Annotated in this window: 15 protein-coding genes; 6 read left to right on the plus strand and 9 right to left on the minus strand. The window is 56.2% G+C overall.

Annotated elements, in window-relative coordinates; genetic code table 11:
- Positions 1 to 5: 5 nt before the first annotated feature.
- Genes FIV05_RS20710 through FIV05_RS20725 form a run of 4 tightly spaced genes read right to left on the minus strand, consistent with a single transcriptional unit; the run spans position 6 to position 4,224 of the window.
- Positions 6 to 692: a TfuA-like protein gene (locus FIV05_RS20710; RefSeq protein WP_286202213.1), complete on the minus strand. Its 687-nt coding sequence runs from the start codon at positions 690 to 692 to the stop codon at positions 6 to 8.
- A 35-nt stretch (positions 693 to 727) separates the two neighbouring features.
- A complete protein-coding gene (locus FIV05_RS20715; RefSeq protein ID WP_173013898.1) occupies positions 728 to 1,897 on the minus strand; it encodes a YcaO-like family protein in 1,170 nt (389 codons plus the stop codon).
- Positions 1,898 to 1,949: 52 nt separating this feature from the next.
- Positions 1,950 to 2,372: a hypothetical protein gene (locus FIV05_RS20720; protein WP_062488781.1), complete on the minus strand. Its 423-nt coding sequence runs from the start codon at positions 2,370 to 2,372 to the stop codon at positions 1,950 to 1,952.
- A gap of 25 nt (positions 2,373 to 2,397) precedes the next feature.
- Positions 2,398 to 4,224, minus strand: a complete 1,827-nt coding sequence (locus tag FIV05_RS20725) for an SARP family transcriptional regulator (protein WP_152510817.1) — start codon at positions 4,222 to 4,224, stop codon at positions 2,398 to 2,400.
- Positions 4,225 to 4,505: 281 nt separating this feature from the next.
- Here FIV05_RS20725 and FIV05_RS20730 point away from each other — a divergent pair, with 281 nt between their 5' ends.
- Positions 4,506 to 5,006, plus strand: a complete 501-nt coding sequence (locus FIV05_RS20730; RefSeq protein ID WP_055654213.1) for a hypothetical protein — start codon at positions 4,506 to 4,508, stop codon at positions 5,004 to 5,006.
- Positions 5,007 to 5,222: 216 nt separating this feature from the next.
- Here FIV05_RS20730 and FIV05_RS20735 read toward each other — a convergent pair whose 3' ends face one another.
- The 3 genes from FIV05_RS20735 to doeA form a co-directional block, all read right to left on the minus strand.
- Entirely contained in the window at positions 5,223 to 5,837 is a 615-nt protein-coding gene (locus tag FIV05_RS20735; RefSeq protein WP_209009730.1) for a GntR family transcriptional regulator, read from the minus strand.
- Between the two features lie 110 nt (positions 5,838 to 5,947).
- A complete protein-coding gene (gene argE / locus FIV05_RS20740) occupies positions 5,948 to 7,123 on the minus strand; it encodes an acetylornithine deacetylase (protein ID WP_152510819.1) in 1,176 nt (391 codons plus the stop codon).
- A gap of 7 nt (positions 7,124 to 7,130) precedes the next feature.
- On the minus strand, positions 7,131 to 8,315 hold the full coding sequence (gene doeA, locus FIV05_RS20745; RefSeq protein ID WP_152510820.1) for an ectoine hydrolase DoeA: 1,185 nt from the start codon (positions 8,313 to 8,315) through the stop codon (positions 7,131 to 7,133).
- Positions 8,316 to 8,491: 176 nt separating this feature from the next.
- Here doeA and eutB point away from each other — a divergent pair, with 176 nt between their 5' ends.
- From eutB to FIV05_RS20770, 5 genes are all read left to right on the plus strand, one after another.
- Entirely contained in the window at positions 8,492 to 9,499 is a 1,008-nt protein-coding gene (gene eutB / locus FIV05_RS20750; protein ID WP_152510821.1) for a hydroxyectoine utilization dehydratase EutB, read from the plus strand.
- Positions 9,489 to 10,484 carry a cyclodeaminase gene (locus FIV05_RS20755; protein WP_152510822.1) on the plus strand — a complete coding sequence of 332 codons (996 nt, stop codon included), beginning with the start codon at positions 9,489 to 9,491 and terminating at the stop codon, positions 10,482 to 10,484. Before eutB ends, FIV05_RS20755 begins: the two co-directional genes overlap by 11 nt.
- Positions 10,485 to 10,501: 17 nt before the next feature.
- Positions 10,502 to 11,017, plus strand: coding sequence for an Lrp/AsnC family transcriptional regulator (locus FIV05_RS20760; protein WP_173013899.1), 516 nt, complete (start codon positions 10,502 to 10,504; stop codon positions 11,015 to 11,017).
- A 90-nt stretch (positions 11,018 to 11,107) separates the two neighbouring features.
- Complete coding sequence (locus FIV05_RS20765) at positions 11,108 to 12,604, plus strand: NAD-dependent succinate-semialdehyde dehydrogenase (protein ID WP_152510823.1); 1,497 nt, start codon at positions 11,108 to 11,110, stop codon at positions 12,602 to 12,604.
- Between the two features lie 32 nt (positions 12,605 to 12,636).
- Complete coding sequence (locus FIV05_RS20770; protein WP_152510824.1) at positions 12,637 to 14,004, plus strand: aspartate aminotransferase family protein; 1,368 nt, start codon at positions 12,637 to 12,639, stop codon at positions 14,002 to 14,004.
- Between the two features lie 76 nt (positions 14,005 to 14,080).
- On the opposite strand, the gene FIV05_RS20775 is transcribed toward FIV05_RS20770, so the two are convergent.
- Together FIV05_RS20775 and FIV05_RS20780 are read right to left on the minus strand one after the other, a co-directional pair.
- Positions 14,081 to 16,297 (minus strand): ABC transporter transmembrane domain-containing protein, encoded by a 2,217-nt coding sequence (locus FIV05_RS20775; RefSeq protein ID WP_152510825.1) that lies wholly within the window; start codon positions 16,295 to 16,297, stop codon positions 14,081 to 14,083.
- The gene (locus tag FIV05_RS20780; protein ID WP_173013900.1) at positions 16,294 to 17,886 is read right to left on the minus strand and encodes an ATP-binding cassette domain-containing protein; all 1,593 of its coding nucleotides are present in this window, start codon (positions 17,884 to 17,886) and stop codon (positions 16,294 to 16,296) included. The genes FIV05_RS20775 and FIV05_RS20780 overlap by 4 nt, the downstream gene beginning before the upstream one ends.
- Between the last annotated feature and the right edge of the window lie 294 nt (positions 17,887 to 18,180).

Below are 18,180 nucleotides of genomic sequence, written 5' to 3' on the forward strand. Positions count from 1 at the left end.
AGCTGTCACCTGCCGAGAATTTCTTTTTCAAGTGACTTGAGAAAAAGAGTGTTCTGTATTTTCCAACTGTCCTGACCATCATGCGTCTCAATCTCGATGTTCTCTTTCAGATTGGTCAGGAGCTTTTGAGCGTCTTGCCGTTTCAAGCTCTGCTCGAACTCGGGCAGGCACTTCAGAAAGTGAGCCCCTTCAGCTTCGGAAAGTCCTGTTTCGCTCAGCACTCGCACCCAGGTGCGCGTGGAAAAATGCAAACCGGTTGCAGCTTTCAGCATTGCATCATGTGCGCTTTCTGCAATGAACCCGCCTTGCAAAGCTGCAGACAGCGTCGCCTCCGCATCCACCAGCGCCAGTGTGAGCGGGCAATAGCCCAGTTCTGCCGGAGCGTGCGAAACAGCAACATCCGCATCCGATTGACGCCTTCCCGCTTGATAGTCTGCAAAAATTGCCCCGACACCAACCATCCCGAAAGCGAAACACTCTGCAGCCCGTAATGCGCCCATGCTGGCCGCGCCGTACACCCTGCAGCCCTCCTTTAGGGCGACCAGGATTTCCTTGTGCCAGACAGAAGGGGTGGAGTTGAAGTAGCCATCAATCAATCCGATTACGCGGCGCCCCTGCCCCACGGCTCGCAGAATGTCTCCGCGTGCGGCAGGTGGGAACACGTCCAGGTCGTCAAAAAGATCGCCGGCCAAGCCGTGAACGCTCGGTCCTGCAAAAACGACGGGTTTCAACATGCAGTGCTCAGCACTTCCGTCGTCAACAGTATCGAGTTCATGGACATTTCGGAGAAGCTGCCGGAATGGGCGTCAAGGCCTGTGACGATCGTCCTCACCACGTGAACGTCCGACACCGGCGATTTGAGCGGGAACATGTAGGCATCTTCAATGCCGGCCGCCCGCATCAGCTTCAGGACGTCCTGCCACCCCATGGACGACTGCCTTGCAGGGCGAAACTCAGCCTCAAGTTTGGCAAGAGGAATGAGTGGTGGCTGGTTCCTGGCTACGCCATCCTTGGACTGCTGGAAACGATCCATCGCAAGGTCGTCGCGCGCACCGGCAATGTCCGTCAGACGTGACTGCACCGCTTCCAGCAGGGCTGCGAGTATCGCCTCGGCAACATTCGTCCGGCAGGCAATTCCGGCAGGAGCACGCGAAATGACGCCAGATGGCCCATTCACCTGCCGCGAAATGACAGCGGCAATGACCGGAAGTTTCACGCGTCCCGGAAGGGCGTAGATGTGAAGATCAAGCCCGGCTTTTGAAACCTTCTCCAGAATGGCGTCGAGATCGGCGTTCGCGCCCTCGTAGTCGGTGACCTCCCGGATATTGTTGACGAACAAACCAAAGGTATCGATCACACTGGACGCGTCATGTTCCACGAGTTCAAGCAGGGCGTGTTCGATGGCCTTGTCGATCGAGAAATGCGCCGCCAACCCCTGGGATGTCATACGGAAGGCATGACGGTCCCATGGCATGTCGCTACGCATGTCCATCCCGACCAACTCGTAGGGCGCAAAGCGTTGCTCGCCGGATATCAGGGACGTTCCGGGAACCCAGGCACGCTGGCGGGTCGGGTCGAGCTGATGCGGGTTGACCCTTGCAAGATCAAAGAACGGAATGACGCTCCTTTGCTGGCGCGCCATGTCTTCGATCGTCGCGAACTCCGTGACGTGCTGCCGCGGTTGTTCGGCGACAGCACATTCCACGGCTTCCATGATCGCTGAAATCTTCGCCTGATCGTCGGTCACACCTTTTCCCTGGGAAACGGAAAGAGACCTGGAATTCGGCCTGGTTGCGAACCAGACCGGTATCCCGATCGTGTCCAGCCCGGTGATCTCACCCAATCTGGTTATGCCGAAGCTGCGCAGGAATTGCGGAGAGAAAGGATCGGATTGCACAGCGAATACCTCCTGTAGCGGTGCGATTTTGTCAGTCAGGCCGCCTTCCGGATCAATCGTCCGAAAGCACGGCGTCCTGAAGCGTGTCGGGATTACCGGAATCAGAACCGGAGCCGGTCTTGGAAACCGGATCCTGGATCGGTGCCCAGCTCAGCCTGTTGAGGTCCCAATCGCTGTCATCGACATCAGTAAGGAAGGCAAAATCGACATCCGAGATCGTGCTGCCCTGCTTGATTGCCTGGTAGATACCTTCCGACTCGACCTGGCTGAGGCTTGTTTCAGGATTGCCGTCGCTTTCGGCGAACAGAACCCGGGCAGCAGCGGCGATGCGTGCATAGCCGTCGACACCGGCATTTTGCGCTTCGTAAGCCAGAATTGTCTGATGCGACACACGAGACACGCGCAGCGGATCCATCCGCAAAAAAACAACACCGTGACCACGTTTTCCGATCACGTAAAATGACGAATTAGGCATAATTTTCTCCTGTAAATGGGTTTACCTAGTCGAAGCCGGCGAGTTTCAGACCTTCCAGAAAGATCTTGTTGTTCTCTGGATTCTTGTCTGGTTGGAAACGAACGATTTCCTGTGCGGTCATCCCCGGATAAACATCCATGAGACGCCGCGCATATTGTCTTGCGCTCTCAATTTGCCCGTCGAGAGCGAGGCTTGCCGTCAGGACGCGCAATGCGGGTTCCTCGTCGTCCATCTGCTTGCACAGCCGGACGGCCTCTGCGTAGTCGGCCAGCTTGAAGGCGATGCTCGCACCCGCCCACCAGTAGATGTCCGGTGCAAGTGGATTGAGATCGATCGCGTGCTTGAAACGCTTCCAGGCGTCCTTGGGCTTGCCGAAATGCGCAAGCGCATCTGCGTGCTGTATGAGCAGATCCGAAGAGTTGGGGCTCAAGGTTTCGGCTTCCTGGAACTTGGCTTCCGAGGTCGTGTAATCACGTTGATAAAGCGCGATGACCGCAGCCATCCAGTAGCCGATACCGGCCGTCGAATCGATCTCGATGGCTGCGTCCGCTTCCGCCTTGGCGCGGTGAAGAAGGTGCGGATCAGTTCCCCCGAGAAGCAACCATTCCAGTTGCATCGTCTGCGCTATGCGAGCGCGGGCGATGGACAAGTCCTTGTCGTACGTGAGGCCTTGCCGGAATTCCTTTCGAGCCCGGCGGATCATGCTCAGATTACAGGTCTTGATGAGGTTCTGCCCGCGCAGGACGTGCAGATAGCTCTGGGCATTGATCGACCGGCCGGAGTCGAGCATCTGTCGTTCGATCTGCTGAGCGAGATTGGCTGCCACGGTTTTTGCGAGAAGCCGGAAGGTATAGTGAAGGTCTTCCGGCTCCATCGAATACTCCGCAGACCAGATGATCTCCCCGGTGCCGTCATCGATAACGGTAAAGGAAATCTGTTGGCTGCCCGGGAGCAGAAAACTCTGCACGGAGTAGTTGGACCGAATTTTTTCCCAATTGCTGATATTGCCGCCGCGAAAGTCACGCATCGTACTGAATGGCGAGACCACGACAAATGTCTTGAACCTGGAGAAACTGTTCGCGACGTCCTCGACGAATGCCTCGGCAAGCTGCGCATTCGGATGTTGATCGATGTGGCGGGGCGAGGAAAAGGCAACTCGCGGAACCGGTGGTTTGGGAGTTGCCGGACGCTCCTCAACCGGTTTGACGCCCGTCGGCGCGACCCAGACAGTTCCCGAAGGCTTGCCGCTTGTATTGCCAGGCAAACGAGGCAAAGCGGGATTGAGAACCGAATTCATCAACCGGTCGATACGATCGACGCCATCCTGATCACCACACCTGCCATAAGCTTTTGAAATGATACGATAGCATTCGGGGCTGTCAGGTTCGAAAGCCAGAAGCCGATCAGCGATCTTGCCGATGTTGCCGCCACGATCCGCTCCGAAGCGTGTCGTTTCCTCAAGGGCTGCTGCTGCTCTGTTAAACAGTTTCTCCCTCAGGCTCGCGCGCTCGGTCAGCAGCCAGAGGTTCAGCTGTTCACCTTCGAACTCCATGCCATCGAGCAGTTCACCGGTGAACTGCTCTATCCCGGACATCATGCCTTCAAGGTCGGTTGCCTTGCAGGACTGGAGAAAAGCGGCCAGATCGGAACTCTGCGCTCCGGGCCCAAGACTGATTCTGGTCTGGGTTGTTTCAATGAGCGGTCCGGCTTCGGGTTGCCTGCTTTGCACCCTCACAAGCAATTGCCTGAGGTTTGCCATGGCCCTGGTTTGGGCGACATCCTCCCAAAGCAGGGCAGCCGCCTTTTGACGAGCAAGCTCGTTGCCCGGAACAAGCAACAATACTGCAAGCAACGCGTATCCCTTTGCAGGAAACGGGGTATTCCGCGAGTAATACACTGACGGAACGCCAAGTAGTCGAATATTAGTGCCTGAACTACTTTTATTCATCACGTTGCCCCCTGGTAATTTTTTCTAACACAGTTCCCCTCACAGAAGAACACCACTGCCGTGACGGAGTCACGCCTGTGTGACGGCGCTATTGGGAATGTAGCTTTGCCGAAGGGACGAAGAGTGATCACGCTTCGCGGCCAATAGCAAAAACTACGTATTATCAGATAGTAAGGAAACCATTCATGTCTGGTAAGATCTCCTTCAGGAGGACCTATGCAGGGTACGGAGACAATGTACGACCATTTGAGAGGGCTAATGACATAGGGTCCGTTATTACGGAATTTCTTTGGTACGAAGGTTCCCCATTTTATCCTCTTGGCGATTTGATCTCCGCAAATATCAGTTCCGTCTGGCTTGGTGCGGGAGAGCCGACGAAAGACGACGAAGACAATCTGGATCTCGTTTTCAAAATGCCTGAAAGCGACGGGGGCAATTTTTTCGAAATCGTCCTCAGGTCGAACGGTGGCACTTCGTATGGTGGCTGGGCCTGGGGTCAGGATCTGGAAGTAACCGACACGGTGGTTTCCGGTCACAGAGTGCTTGTCGCACATGCAAACGAACTTAGTGTATTTCTCGAATATTCTCTCGAAAAAGGAAAATACGTTCAGAGAAACGTAGAATCCGATTGCAAGATCACGACTTCTACAGTCAGAAAACTGACGAAAATGGCAAAGAGACACTGAATTTTTTAGGAATAACTGGGCACACCGAGCGTATTTGAGGTGAAAACGCCGCTTTTGTTTGAGGTCATTGAAAGGATTACCCGTTCAAAGAAGTTCGTTCATCTTCTTTGAAAGCCCGGGCCGCTCCCGGAAGCAACTGATTGTATCCCACCACAATCGCTTCCGGGGGCGGTCTTATTCGTTCAACCAACCCCGGAAGTTCCAAGAAGCCCTTGGCTAACCGGCCATCCGGTCGGTGCTTTGTCGTGTAGCGGTTTTCAGTCGGTTGAACCCCATGGAGAGATGTGCTCGCCTAATCAAGGCTGCGGCCTGGAAGTCTCCAAGTCGCACAGCATTCGAAATTTCCGCGATTTCGCCGCAGAAGATGGCGACCTCTGTTGGCAGGTCCTTCTCATCTATCAAAGTCAGCCAGATGCGACAGGTCTTGTAGAACAGCTTTTCAGAAACTTCGCGCAGCGGCATGTTCAGTGTGAGCTGCAAGAAGGCCTGAAAGAAATCGATATTGAGTCGGGCAAAAACCGCACGATCCGGTGTTGAGCTCAATCGCTCCGCCCGAATTTTGAGACTGTTGAATGTGGCTTCCAGTTCCGAGTCGAGAGAACGCGGGCCCAACCTGCCGGTCAATTCATTCAGCTCAAGCCTGAGTTCATAGACCTGCGCCAGCTCTTCCAGATCCACTTCAGTCACCAGTGTGCCTACGCCTTGCTGCGACAACAACAACCCGTCTGCTTCGAGTATCTGCAGCGCCTTGCGCAATGGCGAGCGACTGACACCGAATTCAGATGCCAACGCCTCTTCACTCAGTTGCGTTCCAGGCGGATAGACAAGCATGCAGATCCGGTCTCTCAAAACGGAATACATGATCTGAAACCGTTCCTGAGCGCTTGCAGCCTGGCTCAACAGTTCTGCAACGTCGGCCGTCGCTGTTATGTCCTGATCGGTCATGAGGCCTGTAACAAGGTCCTTTCCAGTCCCGTGAGCATGTCGAGACATTTTTCGAGCTGGTCAACCGCCAGATATTCATCAGGCTTGTGCGCCTGTGCGATGGAGCCCGGGCCACAAACCACAACGGAAAGCCCCAGGGCCTGAAACAACCCGGCCTCAGTGCCAAATGAAACGACATCACACAGGTTCGCGCCGGTGAGCGATGTAACGATGTCCCGTGCTTCGTTTTCCGGCATCACGGCCAGTCCGGCGACTTCTCCTATAATTTCCGTGACAATCTCAGCATCGGGATAGACGGACGTCATTTGAGGCAACAGCACGTCCTGGCAATAGGCTTCCAGGGCAGACTTTATCTCAAGTGCGTCCTGCATCCGAACCGGGCGCATTTCCCACTCCACCGCGCAATGCCGAGCAATGACATTGCGTGCAGAGCCGCCGTCTATCCGGCCCACCTGAAGTGTCGTCCACGGCGGTGAGTAGCGCTCGCTGTCCGGACCTGACTTGTCCTTCATGGTTTCGGCCAGTTCCATCATCCTGGAGATGAAAGCGGCGGCGACGTGGATAGCGTTGACACCCTTGTCCGGTTCGGAGGCATGCCCATCGGTGCCGTGGAACGCTGTCGTATATTCGTAACACCCCTTATGCCCCTCAATGACCCGCATTTCCGTCGGCTCACCGATAATCGCTACGGAAGGACGAATATCACTACGCTTCAGTTCCTCAACCAGATGCCTGGCGCCAAAGCAGCCGACTTCCTCATCATAGGTCAAGGCGACATGCAGCGGACGTTTCAGGTCGAGTAGCGCATAGTCCTGCGATTTCGCGAGGACCGCAGCAATATAGCCTTTCATGTCGCAACTGCCTCGTCCGTACAGCAAGCCGCCTTCTTCGCGCATCTGATACGGGTTGCATGTCCACTCTACGGGATCTGCCGGGACGACGTCCGTGTGCCCTGACAAGACAATTCCGCCGGAGACATTTGGGCCAATTGTTGCGAACAGGTTGGCTTTCTTGCCGGTCGCATCCTTGGAAACCGTCACTTGAGCACCAGCTTCACGAAGCAAGGTCGCGGCGAAGCTGATCAATTCAAGATTGCTGTCTGCCGAAACCGTCGGAAAACCGATCAGGCGATCCAGTATGGAAATCGTCCGGGTCAACAAGTCCGAGCGCATATGCACCTCAGGACTTCACGAACAATCTGCGCGGCCTGTTGCACAGGCATTCTGCAGGTCCGTTTTCCTTGATGAGGATGCTTTCGGTGATTTCCAGTCCCCAGCCATCCATCCAAAGCCCCGGCATGAAGTGAAAGGTCATGCCGGGCTTCAGAACAGTGTTGTCTTCTTCGCGAATGGAAATCGTGCGTTCGCCCCAATCAGGTGGATAGGAAATGCCGATCGGGTACCCTGCCCGCGCGCCGCGCTCGATCCCCGCGGCCTCAAGAGGCTTCGCCAATGCACGTGCGATGTCACCCGCGGTATTGCCGGCCCTTGCGGTGTCCAGGCCGGCTTCGAGCCCCTCGACCAACGCCTTTTCGGCATCAAGCAGGTACTGTTCCGGCTTGCCAAGAAAAACGGTGCGGCACAACGGAGCATGATAGCGGCGGAAACAGCCGGAGAGTTCGAAAAATGTCGCCTCGCCTTCCTGCATGAAACGTCCATCCCAGGTCAGGTGTGGAGCGGACGCATCCGCGCCACTGGGAAGCAGCGGTACGATAGCCGGGTAGTCCCCCCACGCATCATCTAGTCCACGGATGGCGTCGGCGTAGATCTCTGCAACAAGGTCGGCCTTGCGCATACCCGGCACAACACGCTCCAAGACACCGTCCATGATTTTCTCGGAAATCCTGGCTGCCTTGCGCATGAACACGAGTTCTTCGTCGGATTTGACCGCCCTCAACCAGTTGACCATGCTTGTGGCGTCGATGAAATCAGCGTTCGGCAACTCGTTCTGCAGCGTCAGGAACGCCTTGGCCGAGAAGTAGTAGTTCTCAAGTTCAACACCAATCTTCTTGTTCCCATACCCCCTCAATTCCAGCAGCCTGGCAAGGTCCTGCATGGGATGGCGTTCAGACGACTGAATGAAGTGATCAGCGTAGGAAGCGACGCGTGCATCGTCCATCCAGACGGTTCGACGGGCACCATTGGCGTCCTGCCTGCGTCCCCACCAGATCGGCTCTTCGTCCAGAAAGACAACGACACCCTGGTGCACATAGAACGACCACCCGTCATAGCCGGTGGTCCAGGCCATATTGGAGGGGTCCTCGAGAAACAGGACATCTATTCCCCGTTTTGACATGTCGCTACGGACAAGATCGAGACGGCGTTGATACTCGGCACTGCTGAAAGGAAGGTCGTGACCTGGCATGGTTGGGCCTCGTCGTTTATTTGTACACAAATAAGAACTCAGCCATTTTAAAAATCAAGAAAAATAAACACACCAGAACATCGTCTCTTGCACTTTCTGGGTCATTTGTACACAAATGAGAATGTTCCCCCTTGCAGGATCTTCATGATGACCACGAGCGATACCGGTAACAGTCCATGCAATTGACGCTCACGGATATTTTCGAAGCGCGAAAAGCCATCGCCGAGCGAGTGGTCAGGACACCCCTCCTGCCCTCACGATTCATGACCGAACAAACCGGACAGCCATTTTTCCTGAAGATGGAGACGATGCAGCCAACAGGCGCGTTCAAGTTGCGCGGTGCGACGAACGCGGCCCGTAATGCGCCCGAAGGCACCACGACGCTCACATGCTGCTCGACCGGAAATCATGGCCGCGGTGTTGCCTATGCGGCACGGGAACTTGGATTGAAGGCCGTGATCTGCATGTCTTCCCTGGTTCCGCAGACCAAGCTGGATGGCATCAGAGCCCTTGGGGCTGAAACTCGTATCGTCGGCAACAGCCAGGACGATGCTCTTGCCGAGTGCCGTAAGCTGGGTCAGGCAACCGGCGTCTTTGAAATCTCACCGTTCGACGATCCATACGTGATCGCGGGGCAAGGCACTATCGGGCTTGAGATTCTGGAAGATGTTCCAAACCTCGACACCCTTTTGGTTCCTCTGTCGGGAGGCGGGCTTGCCGCGGGTGTCGCGCTTGCCGCAAAATCCATCAATCCACAGGTCCGGGTTGTCGGATTGACCATGGACAGAGGCGCGGCGATGAAAACATCGATCGACGCCGGCCGGCCAGTGGAAGTGCCAGAGGTGGCAAGTCTCGCGGATTCGCTTGGAGGCGGCATTGGCCTCGACAACCGGCTTTCCTTCGCAATGTGCCGGGACCTTCTGGACGAGATCATTCTGGTGACTGAAGGCGAAATCTACCGGGCCATGCAGGCTCTTTATTACGAGGATAGTCATGTCGCGGAAGGCGCTTGCGTGGTTGGCATTGCAGCAATCCTGGCCGGAAAGCTGACCGCGCCAGAAGGTCCGGTCGCAACGATCATTACGGGTCGAAATGTCGACATGGTTCAATTCACAAAGGTCATGACCGGTCAGGACGTTATGCTTGGGGACTATCTGTTGGAGGGAAAACGCTATGGCGCATGAAATCAGGCTGGTGAACGAGGCCGATCTGCGCCGGGCTGTTCATCTTGATCTTGAAGTCATTGACTGCATTGAAAAAGCATTTGCAAAGCTGGCAACCGGAACAGTCGTGATGCCTCCCGTACTGTCCATGGCCCTGCCGGAGGTGAATGCGGAAGTCGATGTGAAAACCGCCTACGTTCCAGGTCTCGACGGTTTCGCGATCAAGGTATCTCCCGGCTTTTTCAACAACCCTGCTCTCGGGCTTTCAAGTCTCAACGGGTTGATGGTGCTTTTTTCGGCGCAAACCGGTCTGGTACAGGCTGTCTATCTGGACAATGGTTATCTGACCGACATCCGCACGGCTGCAGCCGGAGCGGTGGCGGCGCGCCACCTTGCACCTGCAGACGTTTCAACGATCGGCATTCTGGGAACCGGCGTTCAGGCCAGGTTGCAGCTGATTGCGGCAGCAAAGGTGCGGCCTGCGGAAAGAGCGCTGGTCTGGGGACGAGACCGTGACAAGGCCAGAGCCCTGGCCAAGGATATGTCTGCAGCGCTCGGGATTGACGTGGTCGCAACTGAAGACCGGCAGCAACTGGTTGCCGACAGCCAACTTGTCGTCACCACGACCCCAGCTAAGGAGGCTATCCTGGGCGCGGATTGTCTTCATCCCGGCTTGCATATCACTGCAATGGGATCTGACCAGGAGGACAAGAATGAACTTGCCCCGGAAATACTGGCTAAAGCCGATGTCCTTGTCTGTGATCGGATAAGCCAGTGCGAAAAACTCGGAGAGCTGCGTTCCGCCCTTGAGAACCGCACCTTGCTGGATGTGAACCGTGTACGTGAACTCGGTGAAATTGTTTCAGGCAAGGCGCAAGGCAGGACTGGTGATGCCGATATCACAGTCTGCGATTTGACCGGCACCGGCGTTCAGGATACGGCCATTGCCACGCTTTCTCTTGGCAAGGTCAAGAAGGCAAATGCGGGCACGATGCTCGTTTCCTGAACCGGCAAGAGACATTGATGCTGAAACTGGACAACCGAGACCTGGAAATCCTGAAGGTGCTTGCCGAGGAAGGACGCATTTCCAAAGCGGATCTCGCTAAGCGCATAAATCTTAGCCCGAGCCCGTGCTGGAAACGCCTTGAGAGGCTTGAGGCTGCTGGAATCATCGAGGGATATGGCGCGCGATTCTCGCTCAAGAATATCGCGCCTCATGTCACCGTCTTCGTGACGCTCGAACTGGAACATCACCGCGCAGAATATTTTCAGGCCTTTGAGCGGGCAATCCGCAATTGCGATGAAGTCGTTGCCTGCTGGGCGATCGGTGGCGGGCTCGACTATCTGATGCAGACCGTCACGCGTGACATCGACAGTTATCAGCGGTTCATGGATGCCCTGCTCGACCGCGGCCTCGGTGTCGTTCGCTACTTCACTTACGTGGTGACAAAACCGGTGAAACAGAGCGCTGCTCCAGCACTCGATAAGTTGCTGGCCGGCATGCTTGGAACAGATACGACTGCCGAAAACTCCGAATAAGAACGAAACAGCTGCCAAACTTGTCGAGAAAAGGCGTTTCGTTCCCGGGGGCCGTTCTAGGCTCTGCTCACCACTTTGGAGAGCAACGCCATGCAGTCCCGAATCCTTGCCGAGACATCCCTTGAAAGCTCGCTTTTTCACCGGATCGACAACCGTCACCTGGTAAAGCACTTCGCCTATGTCGGTGGACGTTGGGCAGCGGCACGTGATGGTGCCGTGTTTCAGGTAACCGATCCGGCGGACGGAAGCCTTCTCGGGGAAGTGACATCTCTTTCCGGCGCAGAATCCGCCGAAGCAGTCGATGCCGCCGATGACGCCTTTTCGAGTTGGTCCACCTTGCTGCCTCAGGAAAGAGCATCCTTTCTGTTGGCCTGGCACGACTTGATCTTGGAAAACAAGGAAGATCTGGCACGTCTGATGACGCGTGAGCAGGGAAAACCGCTTTCGGAATCCCGCGGCGAGATCGATTATGCAGCCTCCTTCGTATCGTTTTACGCCGAAGAGGCAAAACGACCGAATATCGAGAGCATCACTTCCCACTTGCCTGATGCAGAGATGGAAGTCTGGCGGGAACCTGTTGGCGTTGCCGCATTGATCACACCGTGGAACTTTCCCTGCGCAATGATCACGCGAAAAGCAGCTGCCGCACTCGCAGCCGGCTGTACCGTTGTTGTGCACCCTTCGCAGGAAACGCCGTATTCCGCACTCGCCCTAGCTGAACTTGCTGACCAGGCAGGGCTTCCGGCAGGTGTTTTCAACGTGCTTCCCGGGAACGCGGAAGACATCGTGAAACCGTGGATGTCAGACCCGCGCGTCAGAGCGGTTTCCTTCACCGGATCGACTGGTATCGGGCGGCTTCTTTATTCGCAGGGTGCTCAGACTGTAAAACGACTTGTGCTGGAGCTCGGCGGTCACGCCCCCTTCCTCGTGTTTGCAGATGCTGATCTTGACCATGCCGTTGATCAGGCAATCGCGGCAAAATTCGCAACATCCGGTCAGGATTGCCTCGCGGCAAATCGCATTCTGATTGAAAGACCGGTCTACCAGGCGTTTTGCGAGGCCTTCACCAACCGTGTTGAAGCCTTGTCTGTCGGACCAGGGCTTGAAGATCCTGACATCGGACCGCTAATGCATGAGCGGGCGATTGCCAAGCAGGAGGACCATGTTCGTGATGCGCTCGCAAGAGGTGCGCGCCTCCTCACCGGTGGCTACAGTCACACGGCCGGCCCATTGTTTTTTCAGCCGACCGTTCTGGCGGACGTTCCCGCCGATGCATCGATCTTCCGGGAAGAAACATTTGGTCCGGTGGCAGCCCTGGCATCCTTCGATACGGAGGAGGACGCCCTTGCACGGGCAAACGACACCGAATATGGCCTTATCGCCTATCTCCACACGCAGGACCCGCGCCGCATCTACCGTGCAAGCCGCGCGCTTCAATACGGCATGGTTGCCGTCAACCGCACAAAAGTGACCGGCTACCCGATCCCCTTTGGAGGCGTGAAACAATCCGGCCTTGGCCGCGAAGGTGCCCGCTACGGACTGGAGGCCTTTACCGAAATCAAATACGTCTGCCGGGACTGGAGCTGACCTGGCCCAACCAACACTAGAAGGACTTGAATATGCTCAAGAACGACCAACTGGATGCCTGGGACAGAGAGAACTTCTTCCATCCCTCGACCCATCTTGCCCAACATGCGCGCGGAGAGAGCCCTAACCGGATCGTCACCGGTGGCAGCGGCGTCTATATCGAAGACCGTGACGGCACCAAACTACTGGATGCATTCGCCGGTCTTTATTGCGTCAACGTCGGCTATGGCCGTTCCGAAATTGCTGACGCCATTGCAGAGCAGGCTCGTGAACTGGCCTATTACCACGCATACGTCGGCCACGGCACCGAAGCCTCCATCACGCTTGCACAGATGGTGATGGAGCGAGCACCCGACCACATGTCCAAGGTCTATTTCGGACTGGGTGGATCGGATGCGAATGAAACCAACATCAAGCTGGTCTGGTACTACAACAACATTCTCGGCCGCCCGGAAAAGAAGAAGATCATTTCGCGCTGGCGCGGCTATCACGGTTCTGGCCTGATGACCGGTTCTCTGACGGGCCTCGAGTTGTTTCACAAGAAGTTCGACCTGCCGCTTTCACAGGTTCTGCACACGGTCGCACCCGACTATTTCCGCAGGGAAGACCTTTCCCAGTCCGAAGCCGAATTTGTTGCCTATTGTGTTGCTGAACTGGAAACCCTGATCGAACGTGAAGGCGCTGACACCATTGCAGCCTTCATTGGCGAACCGGCCCTTGGTACGGGCGGGATCGTACCGCCCCCAGCAGGGTACTGGGAGGCCATTCAGGCCGTGCTCAAGAAACACGACATTCTGCTGATCGCAGATGAAGTTGTTTCGGGCTTTGGCCGTCTCGGCACGATGTTCGGATCAGACCACTACGGTATCCAGCCGGATTTCATCACCATCGCAAAAGGCCTGACATCGGCATACGCTCCCCTGTCCGGCTCCATCGTTTCCGACAAGGTCTGGAAGGTGCTGGAGGACGGTACCGACGAATTTGGCCCGATCGGCCATGGGTGGACCTATTCCGCACACCCGATCGGTGCCGCAGCCGGCGTTGCGAACCTCAAGCTTATTGACAGTCTCGGCCTGGTGGCGAACGCCAGCTCCGCAGGTGCCTACTTCAAAAGTGCACTTACGAATGCACTCGCAGATCATGCCAACGTTGGCGACATCCGCGGTGACGGCCTGCTTTGCGCGATCGAATTTGTATCGGACAAGGCCAGCAGAACCTATCTCGATCCGGCAAGCAAAACCGGCCCACAGGTTGCAGCTGCCCTGTTGAAGGAAGGCGTCATCGGCCGAGCGATGCCGCAGGGGGATATTCTGGGGTTCGCCCCTCCCCTGTGCATCACTGAAGCTGAAATCGACAAGGTTGTTGATGCAACCGTGAAAGCAGTGAAATCCGTCTTCTAAGAAACGACACCTACAAAAGACAAAGCCCGTCGGAGCAGTCCGGCGGGCTTTTTGGTATCTTCGGTGGGAAAGCTGCCTATCCGGCTTTCGCGGTCTGTCCCATGAGTGCTGGTACAACTTGTTCCGGTGGCCCCATCATCGCAATCTGGCCACCTCTGAGCACGACCACCCGGTTGGCCATCTTCATGTGGCTAGGCCGCTGGGTGTTGATGAGGATGGTCGCCTTGCCCTTGAGTTCCTCGATCATCGCCATGAATTTCTTGTCGCCCTCGAAATCGAGATGTGTTCCCGGATTGTCGAACAGATAGAGCGGTGCCGCCTTCACGAAGGCGCGGGCCAAAACAATGCGCTGCTTCATGTTGTCCGGGATCTGCTTCAGAACCTCGCCATTGAGGCGCGTTTCAAGTCCGTTGAAGTTCTCCTCCAGGTAGGACAGCAGGCCAAGTTTGCCGGTGACCTCGATCAGGCGCTCGTCGCTCGCACCCGGATCCGACATCAGCAGGTTCTGTTTTACCGTGCCGTAAAAGAAGTCGAGATCGTCGGGTGCATAGCCAATGGAGGAGCGCCACTCCGCCGTATCCAGCTGGCGAACATCCAGACCGTCGAACAGGATGGACCCCACCTGCGGCTGGAACAAACCGATGACAGCCTGGAACAACGCTGTTTTACCCGAGCCACTCGGGCCCGTGATGGCAACGGTTTCGCCTTCCTTTACGGTCAGCTCAAGGCCCTTCAGCGAGGCTTCTGTTGCCCCTGGATACCTGAGGACGAGTGAGGACACTTTCAGATCACCGCGAATGTCGCGTGTGATTTTCGGCAGATGCCCCGGCTCGCGCTCGAGCTGCACTTTCATGAGGTTGTTGATCTGTTCGATCACCGTGCGGCTTTGCGCGAGCTGCGTAATACTGAGAAATGCCTGGTTCATCGGGTTCAGAACCCGCCAGCTCAAGGCCATTGTGGCAATCAGGGCGCCCAGGCTCATTTCCCCTTCCATGACACGTATTGCACCGATACCCAGAACCAGGACACCGCAAATGGTCATCAGCGTCTGTGAAAGTGTCTGCAGTACATGCGTGATGTGACGCGCATGGATGTTGAGTTTGTTGAAGTTGGTGGAAAGCGCCGAAAACCGCTCCAGCCAGATGTCTTCTACGGAGAGGTTCCTGAGAGCCCGCTGGTTGCGAAAGGTCTCGATCATGAAGCTGTTGAGTTTCGACTTCTGCTCGCCAACGGCAGCGACTTCGCGTTGGACCTTCGGCAGGACATAAACGGCCAGCAGCGTGTAGATGGTCAGCAGCGCGAGCGGTGGCAGCGCAACAGGTCCGCCGATCAGGAAGATCGCGACGATGAAGATCAGCGTGAAGGGAATATCGACGATCGCGTTGAACAGCGAACTCTGGAATATGTCTCGCACGCTGTCGAAATAGCGCAGCCGCATGACCTGCGTGCCGATCGGTGCTTCGGACAGCATCGCATATGGAAGATGCAGGATGCGCTCAAAGGTCTTGTTGCCGACAATCGCATCGACCCGTCCGCCGAGATAGGATTGTAGCCATGTCTTCATCCTGCGCAGCGCAACTTCGCAAAGAAGAATGATTCCAACGCCGACCGCCATGGTCAGAAGCACTTCGGTCGATTTTGCTCCCATTGCCTTGTCGTAGATCGCCATGATGAACAACGGCGGTGCAAGAGCGAGAATGTTGAGAACAAATCCGAGGGCCAGAATGGAGATGATACTGGTCCGGAACCGTTTGGATACGGTCGAGAACCAGCTTCGGTTGTTTTGAACCTGCCCCTGTTCCTCAGTGTCTTCGGCAGCGAGATAGATCTCGCTTTTCAGAATATCGGCAGCAGGAACGGAAATTGCCTCTCCCTGGCGACCGGAATAGGCGCGAAACTCACCCGTTCCGGTTTTTCCGACGAGAACCTGAACGTCGTCCCTGGTTACACGAAGACACGGCATCTGTGCATGGGTCAGTTCCCCGGCACTTCCATGAAAAGGTGTCGTCTTGACTGTCAGGCGGCTAAGAACAGTCCGCAAGACCTGGAAAGTTTCGATCCGGTCAAAGTGCGGCAATGCCTCGAACAGAAGCCGGTCATTGCCCTGCCAACGCATCTCTTGCAAAAGCGGGATCAGGCACCTTTCAGCGGGTGCCGCCCCGTCTTCAGGAAGTCCTAGCCGACCTGTCGCGGTTCCATCGGCAGCCAGTTCGGCCGACAGATCGCGCCACTGCCGGTGCACGGCGTTGTCGGCAGCGTGGACGTCTTCAAGGTTGAATAGAGGTCTGCTCACGCCGGCATCCCCATTTTCTGAGGTGTACCGGTTACGTTCATCGTGCCGAGGTCATGCACGCTGCCGTCCCTGAGTTCGTATTGGTGATCCGCGACTGCCAGCATGGAGGGACGGTGGCTGATGATGATAACCGTCAGATAGCCCTTCAGACGGATCAGCGCATCGACAAGCGCCTTTTCTGCCTGTTGGTCCAGTTGCGCATTCGCCTCGTCCAGGATCAGGATCTTTGGCTCGCCCGCCAATGCCCTTGCAATGCAGATACGCTGCAAGGTAGCCGCAGGAACCTTGCCACCCAGATCTGACCCAAGCTGCGTTTCATAACCGCGCGGCAAGAGGTGGATTTCCTTTTCAAGCCCGATCAGCTTCGCCGCCATACGCGCATGAGCGATGTCGGATACGGCACCGAACATCGTGATGTTTTCAAGGATCGTGCCGTTGAAGATAGCAGACTGGTTGTCGACATAGGCAACGGTCTTGCGCAGTGCATGCTGGTGGAGGCCATCATAATCCTGCCCGCCGATCATGACCTTGCCGGTCGTCGGCGTCATTTCACCGGTCAGCAATTTCATGAGTGTGGACTTGCCGCTGCCGTCCGCACCGCGGAAACCGACGAATTGTCCAGCTTCAATTGTCAGGTTGATGTCCTCGAACACCCGGCGCTGGCTTTCGCCCAGTTCGACCGACACGTTGATCAGGTGAATAGAACCATCGGTATCGACCGTCAAAGGCTCCTGCTGTGCAACCTCCGGCAGCTTGAAGAGCGAATTGACCTGAGCGTAGTCGTGCTTCAGTCGTTGCATGTCTGTCAGCTGGTTGATCGCGCGAAGGAATGGCTGAACGAACTGACCGGACAAGAGTGTGCTGGCTGCGACACCGCCGACGCTGAAATTGCCATAGATGGCCATCAATGCCCCGCAAATGACGACAAAGATCGTCGTGAGGGTTCCGAAAAGTGCGGACGCGTCCCTCGCCTGGCCGGACAAGCGCATATATCTGGAACTGAGCTCTGCCGTTGCCCGCTGCAATCGCTCGAAACGGCGCATGATCAGTGCTTCCATAGCCTGGGACTTCACGGTCTTGGCGCCGGACAGAACCTCGAGGATGAAATCGGATTTGCGATCGTCCTGATCTGCCCGGTCGGCGACAACCTGCTGCAGCACCTTGTTTCTGTTGAGGGCAAACAGCATGAAGATGCCCAGCAAGGTGATCGGCACCAGCGCCAGCGGCCCTGCGATGAAGATGAGCGCCGCCAGGAAGATACCACCCGCAGGCAGATCGATGGCGAGAAGGCGGTTCTGGTCACCATAGTGATCTGCAACCGATTGCAACGCCCGAAGCTGGTGCACCTGCACGGAAACAGGCGTTTTGGCAAACTGGGAAGGCTCGGCATCGAGCACCCGGCGGAAAAGTTCTGTGTGCGCCTGGTGATTGAACCCTGCCCCGAGCCTGCCGACAACTGCAGTACGGGAGACCTTGATGACAGCATCGGCAATTAGAACGACAACGACCCCGAGAATGAGCACAAGCAAAGTGTCGGTGGAAGCATTTGGCAGAACGCGGTCATAAACCTGCAGAATGGCCAGCGGCATAGCCAGCCCCATGATATTTGCGAAAACGGAAGCAACCACGACGTCGCGCGGCAATCCGGGCGAAGAAATCCAGTGTCCGGACGGAGAATGCCGGATCCTCAGACGAGGCAAAAAGAAAGATGAAAATACCGATTTCAGCATATGCGGGCCAGAGTCGTGTAGCTACTCGCTCAAACTGTGCTGATCGGGTTTAAAAAGCGTTTACCCTACGCCGTGTTTCCTGAATTTTATTAGAACTAAACTTCAGAATCCAAGAGCAATTTTGCGCTTTGTTAAGGACGCCGACGTTCATTG

It is taken from the genome of Labrenzia sp. THAF191a (genome assembly GCF_009363335.1).
GTDB lineage: Bacteria > Pseudomonadota > Alphaproteobacteria > Rhizobiales > Stappiaceae > Roseibium > Roseibium algicola.

Excerpts from the sequence above, each read along its gene's own strand:
- FIV05_RS20730 (WP_055654213.1), top strand. The coding sequence starts at position 4,506 with ATGTCTGGTAAGATCTCCTTCAGGAGGACCTATGCAGGGTACGGAGAC.
- FIV05_RS20760 (WP_173013899.1), top strand. The coding sequence starts at position 10,502 with ATGCTGAAACTGGACAACCGAGACCTGGAAATCCTGAAGGTGCTTGCC.
- FIV05_RS20735 (WP_209009730.1), bottom strand. The coding sequence starts at position 5,837 with ATGCTTGTCTATCCGCCTGGAACGCAACTGAGTGAAGAGGCGTTGGCA.
- doeA (WP_152510820.1), bottom strand. The coding sequence starts at position 8,315 with ATGCCAGGTCACGACCTTCCTTTCAGCAGTGCCGAGTATCAACGCCGT.
- FIV05_RS20765 (WP_152510823.1), top strand. The coding sequence starts at position 11,108 with ATGCAGTCCCGAATCCTTGCCGAGACATCCCTTGAAAGCTCGCTTTTT.
- FIV05_RS20770 (WP_152510824.1), top strand. The coding sequence starts at position 12,637 with ATGCTCAAGAACGACCAACTGGATGCCTGGGACAGAGAGAACTTCTTC.
- FIV05_RS20720 (WP_062488781.1), bottom strand. The coding sequence starts at position 2,372 with ATGCCTAATTCGTCATTTTACGTGATCGGAAAACGTGGTCACGGTGTT.
- eutB (WP_152510821.1), top strand. The coding sequence starts at position 8,492 with ATGCAATTGACGCTCACGGATATTTTCGAAGCGCGAAAAGCCATCGCC.
- argE (WP_152510819.1), bottom strand. The coding sequence starts at position 7,123 with ATGCGCTCGGACTTGTTGACCCGGACGATTTCCATACTGGATCGCCTG.
- FIV05_RS20755 (WP_152510822.1), top strand. The coding sequence starts at position 9,489 with ATGGCGCATGAAATCAGGCTGGTGAACGAGGCCGATCTGCGCCGGGCT.
- FIV05_RS20780 (WP_173013900.1), bottom strand. The coding sequence starts at position 17,886 with ATGCCGCTGGCCATTCTGCAGGTTTATGACCGCGTTCTGCCAAATGCT.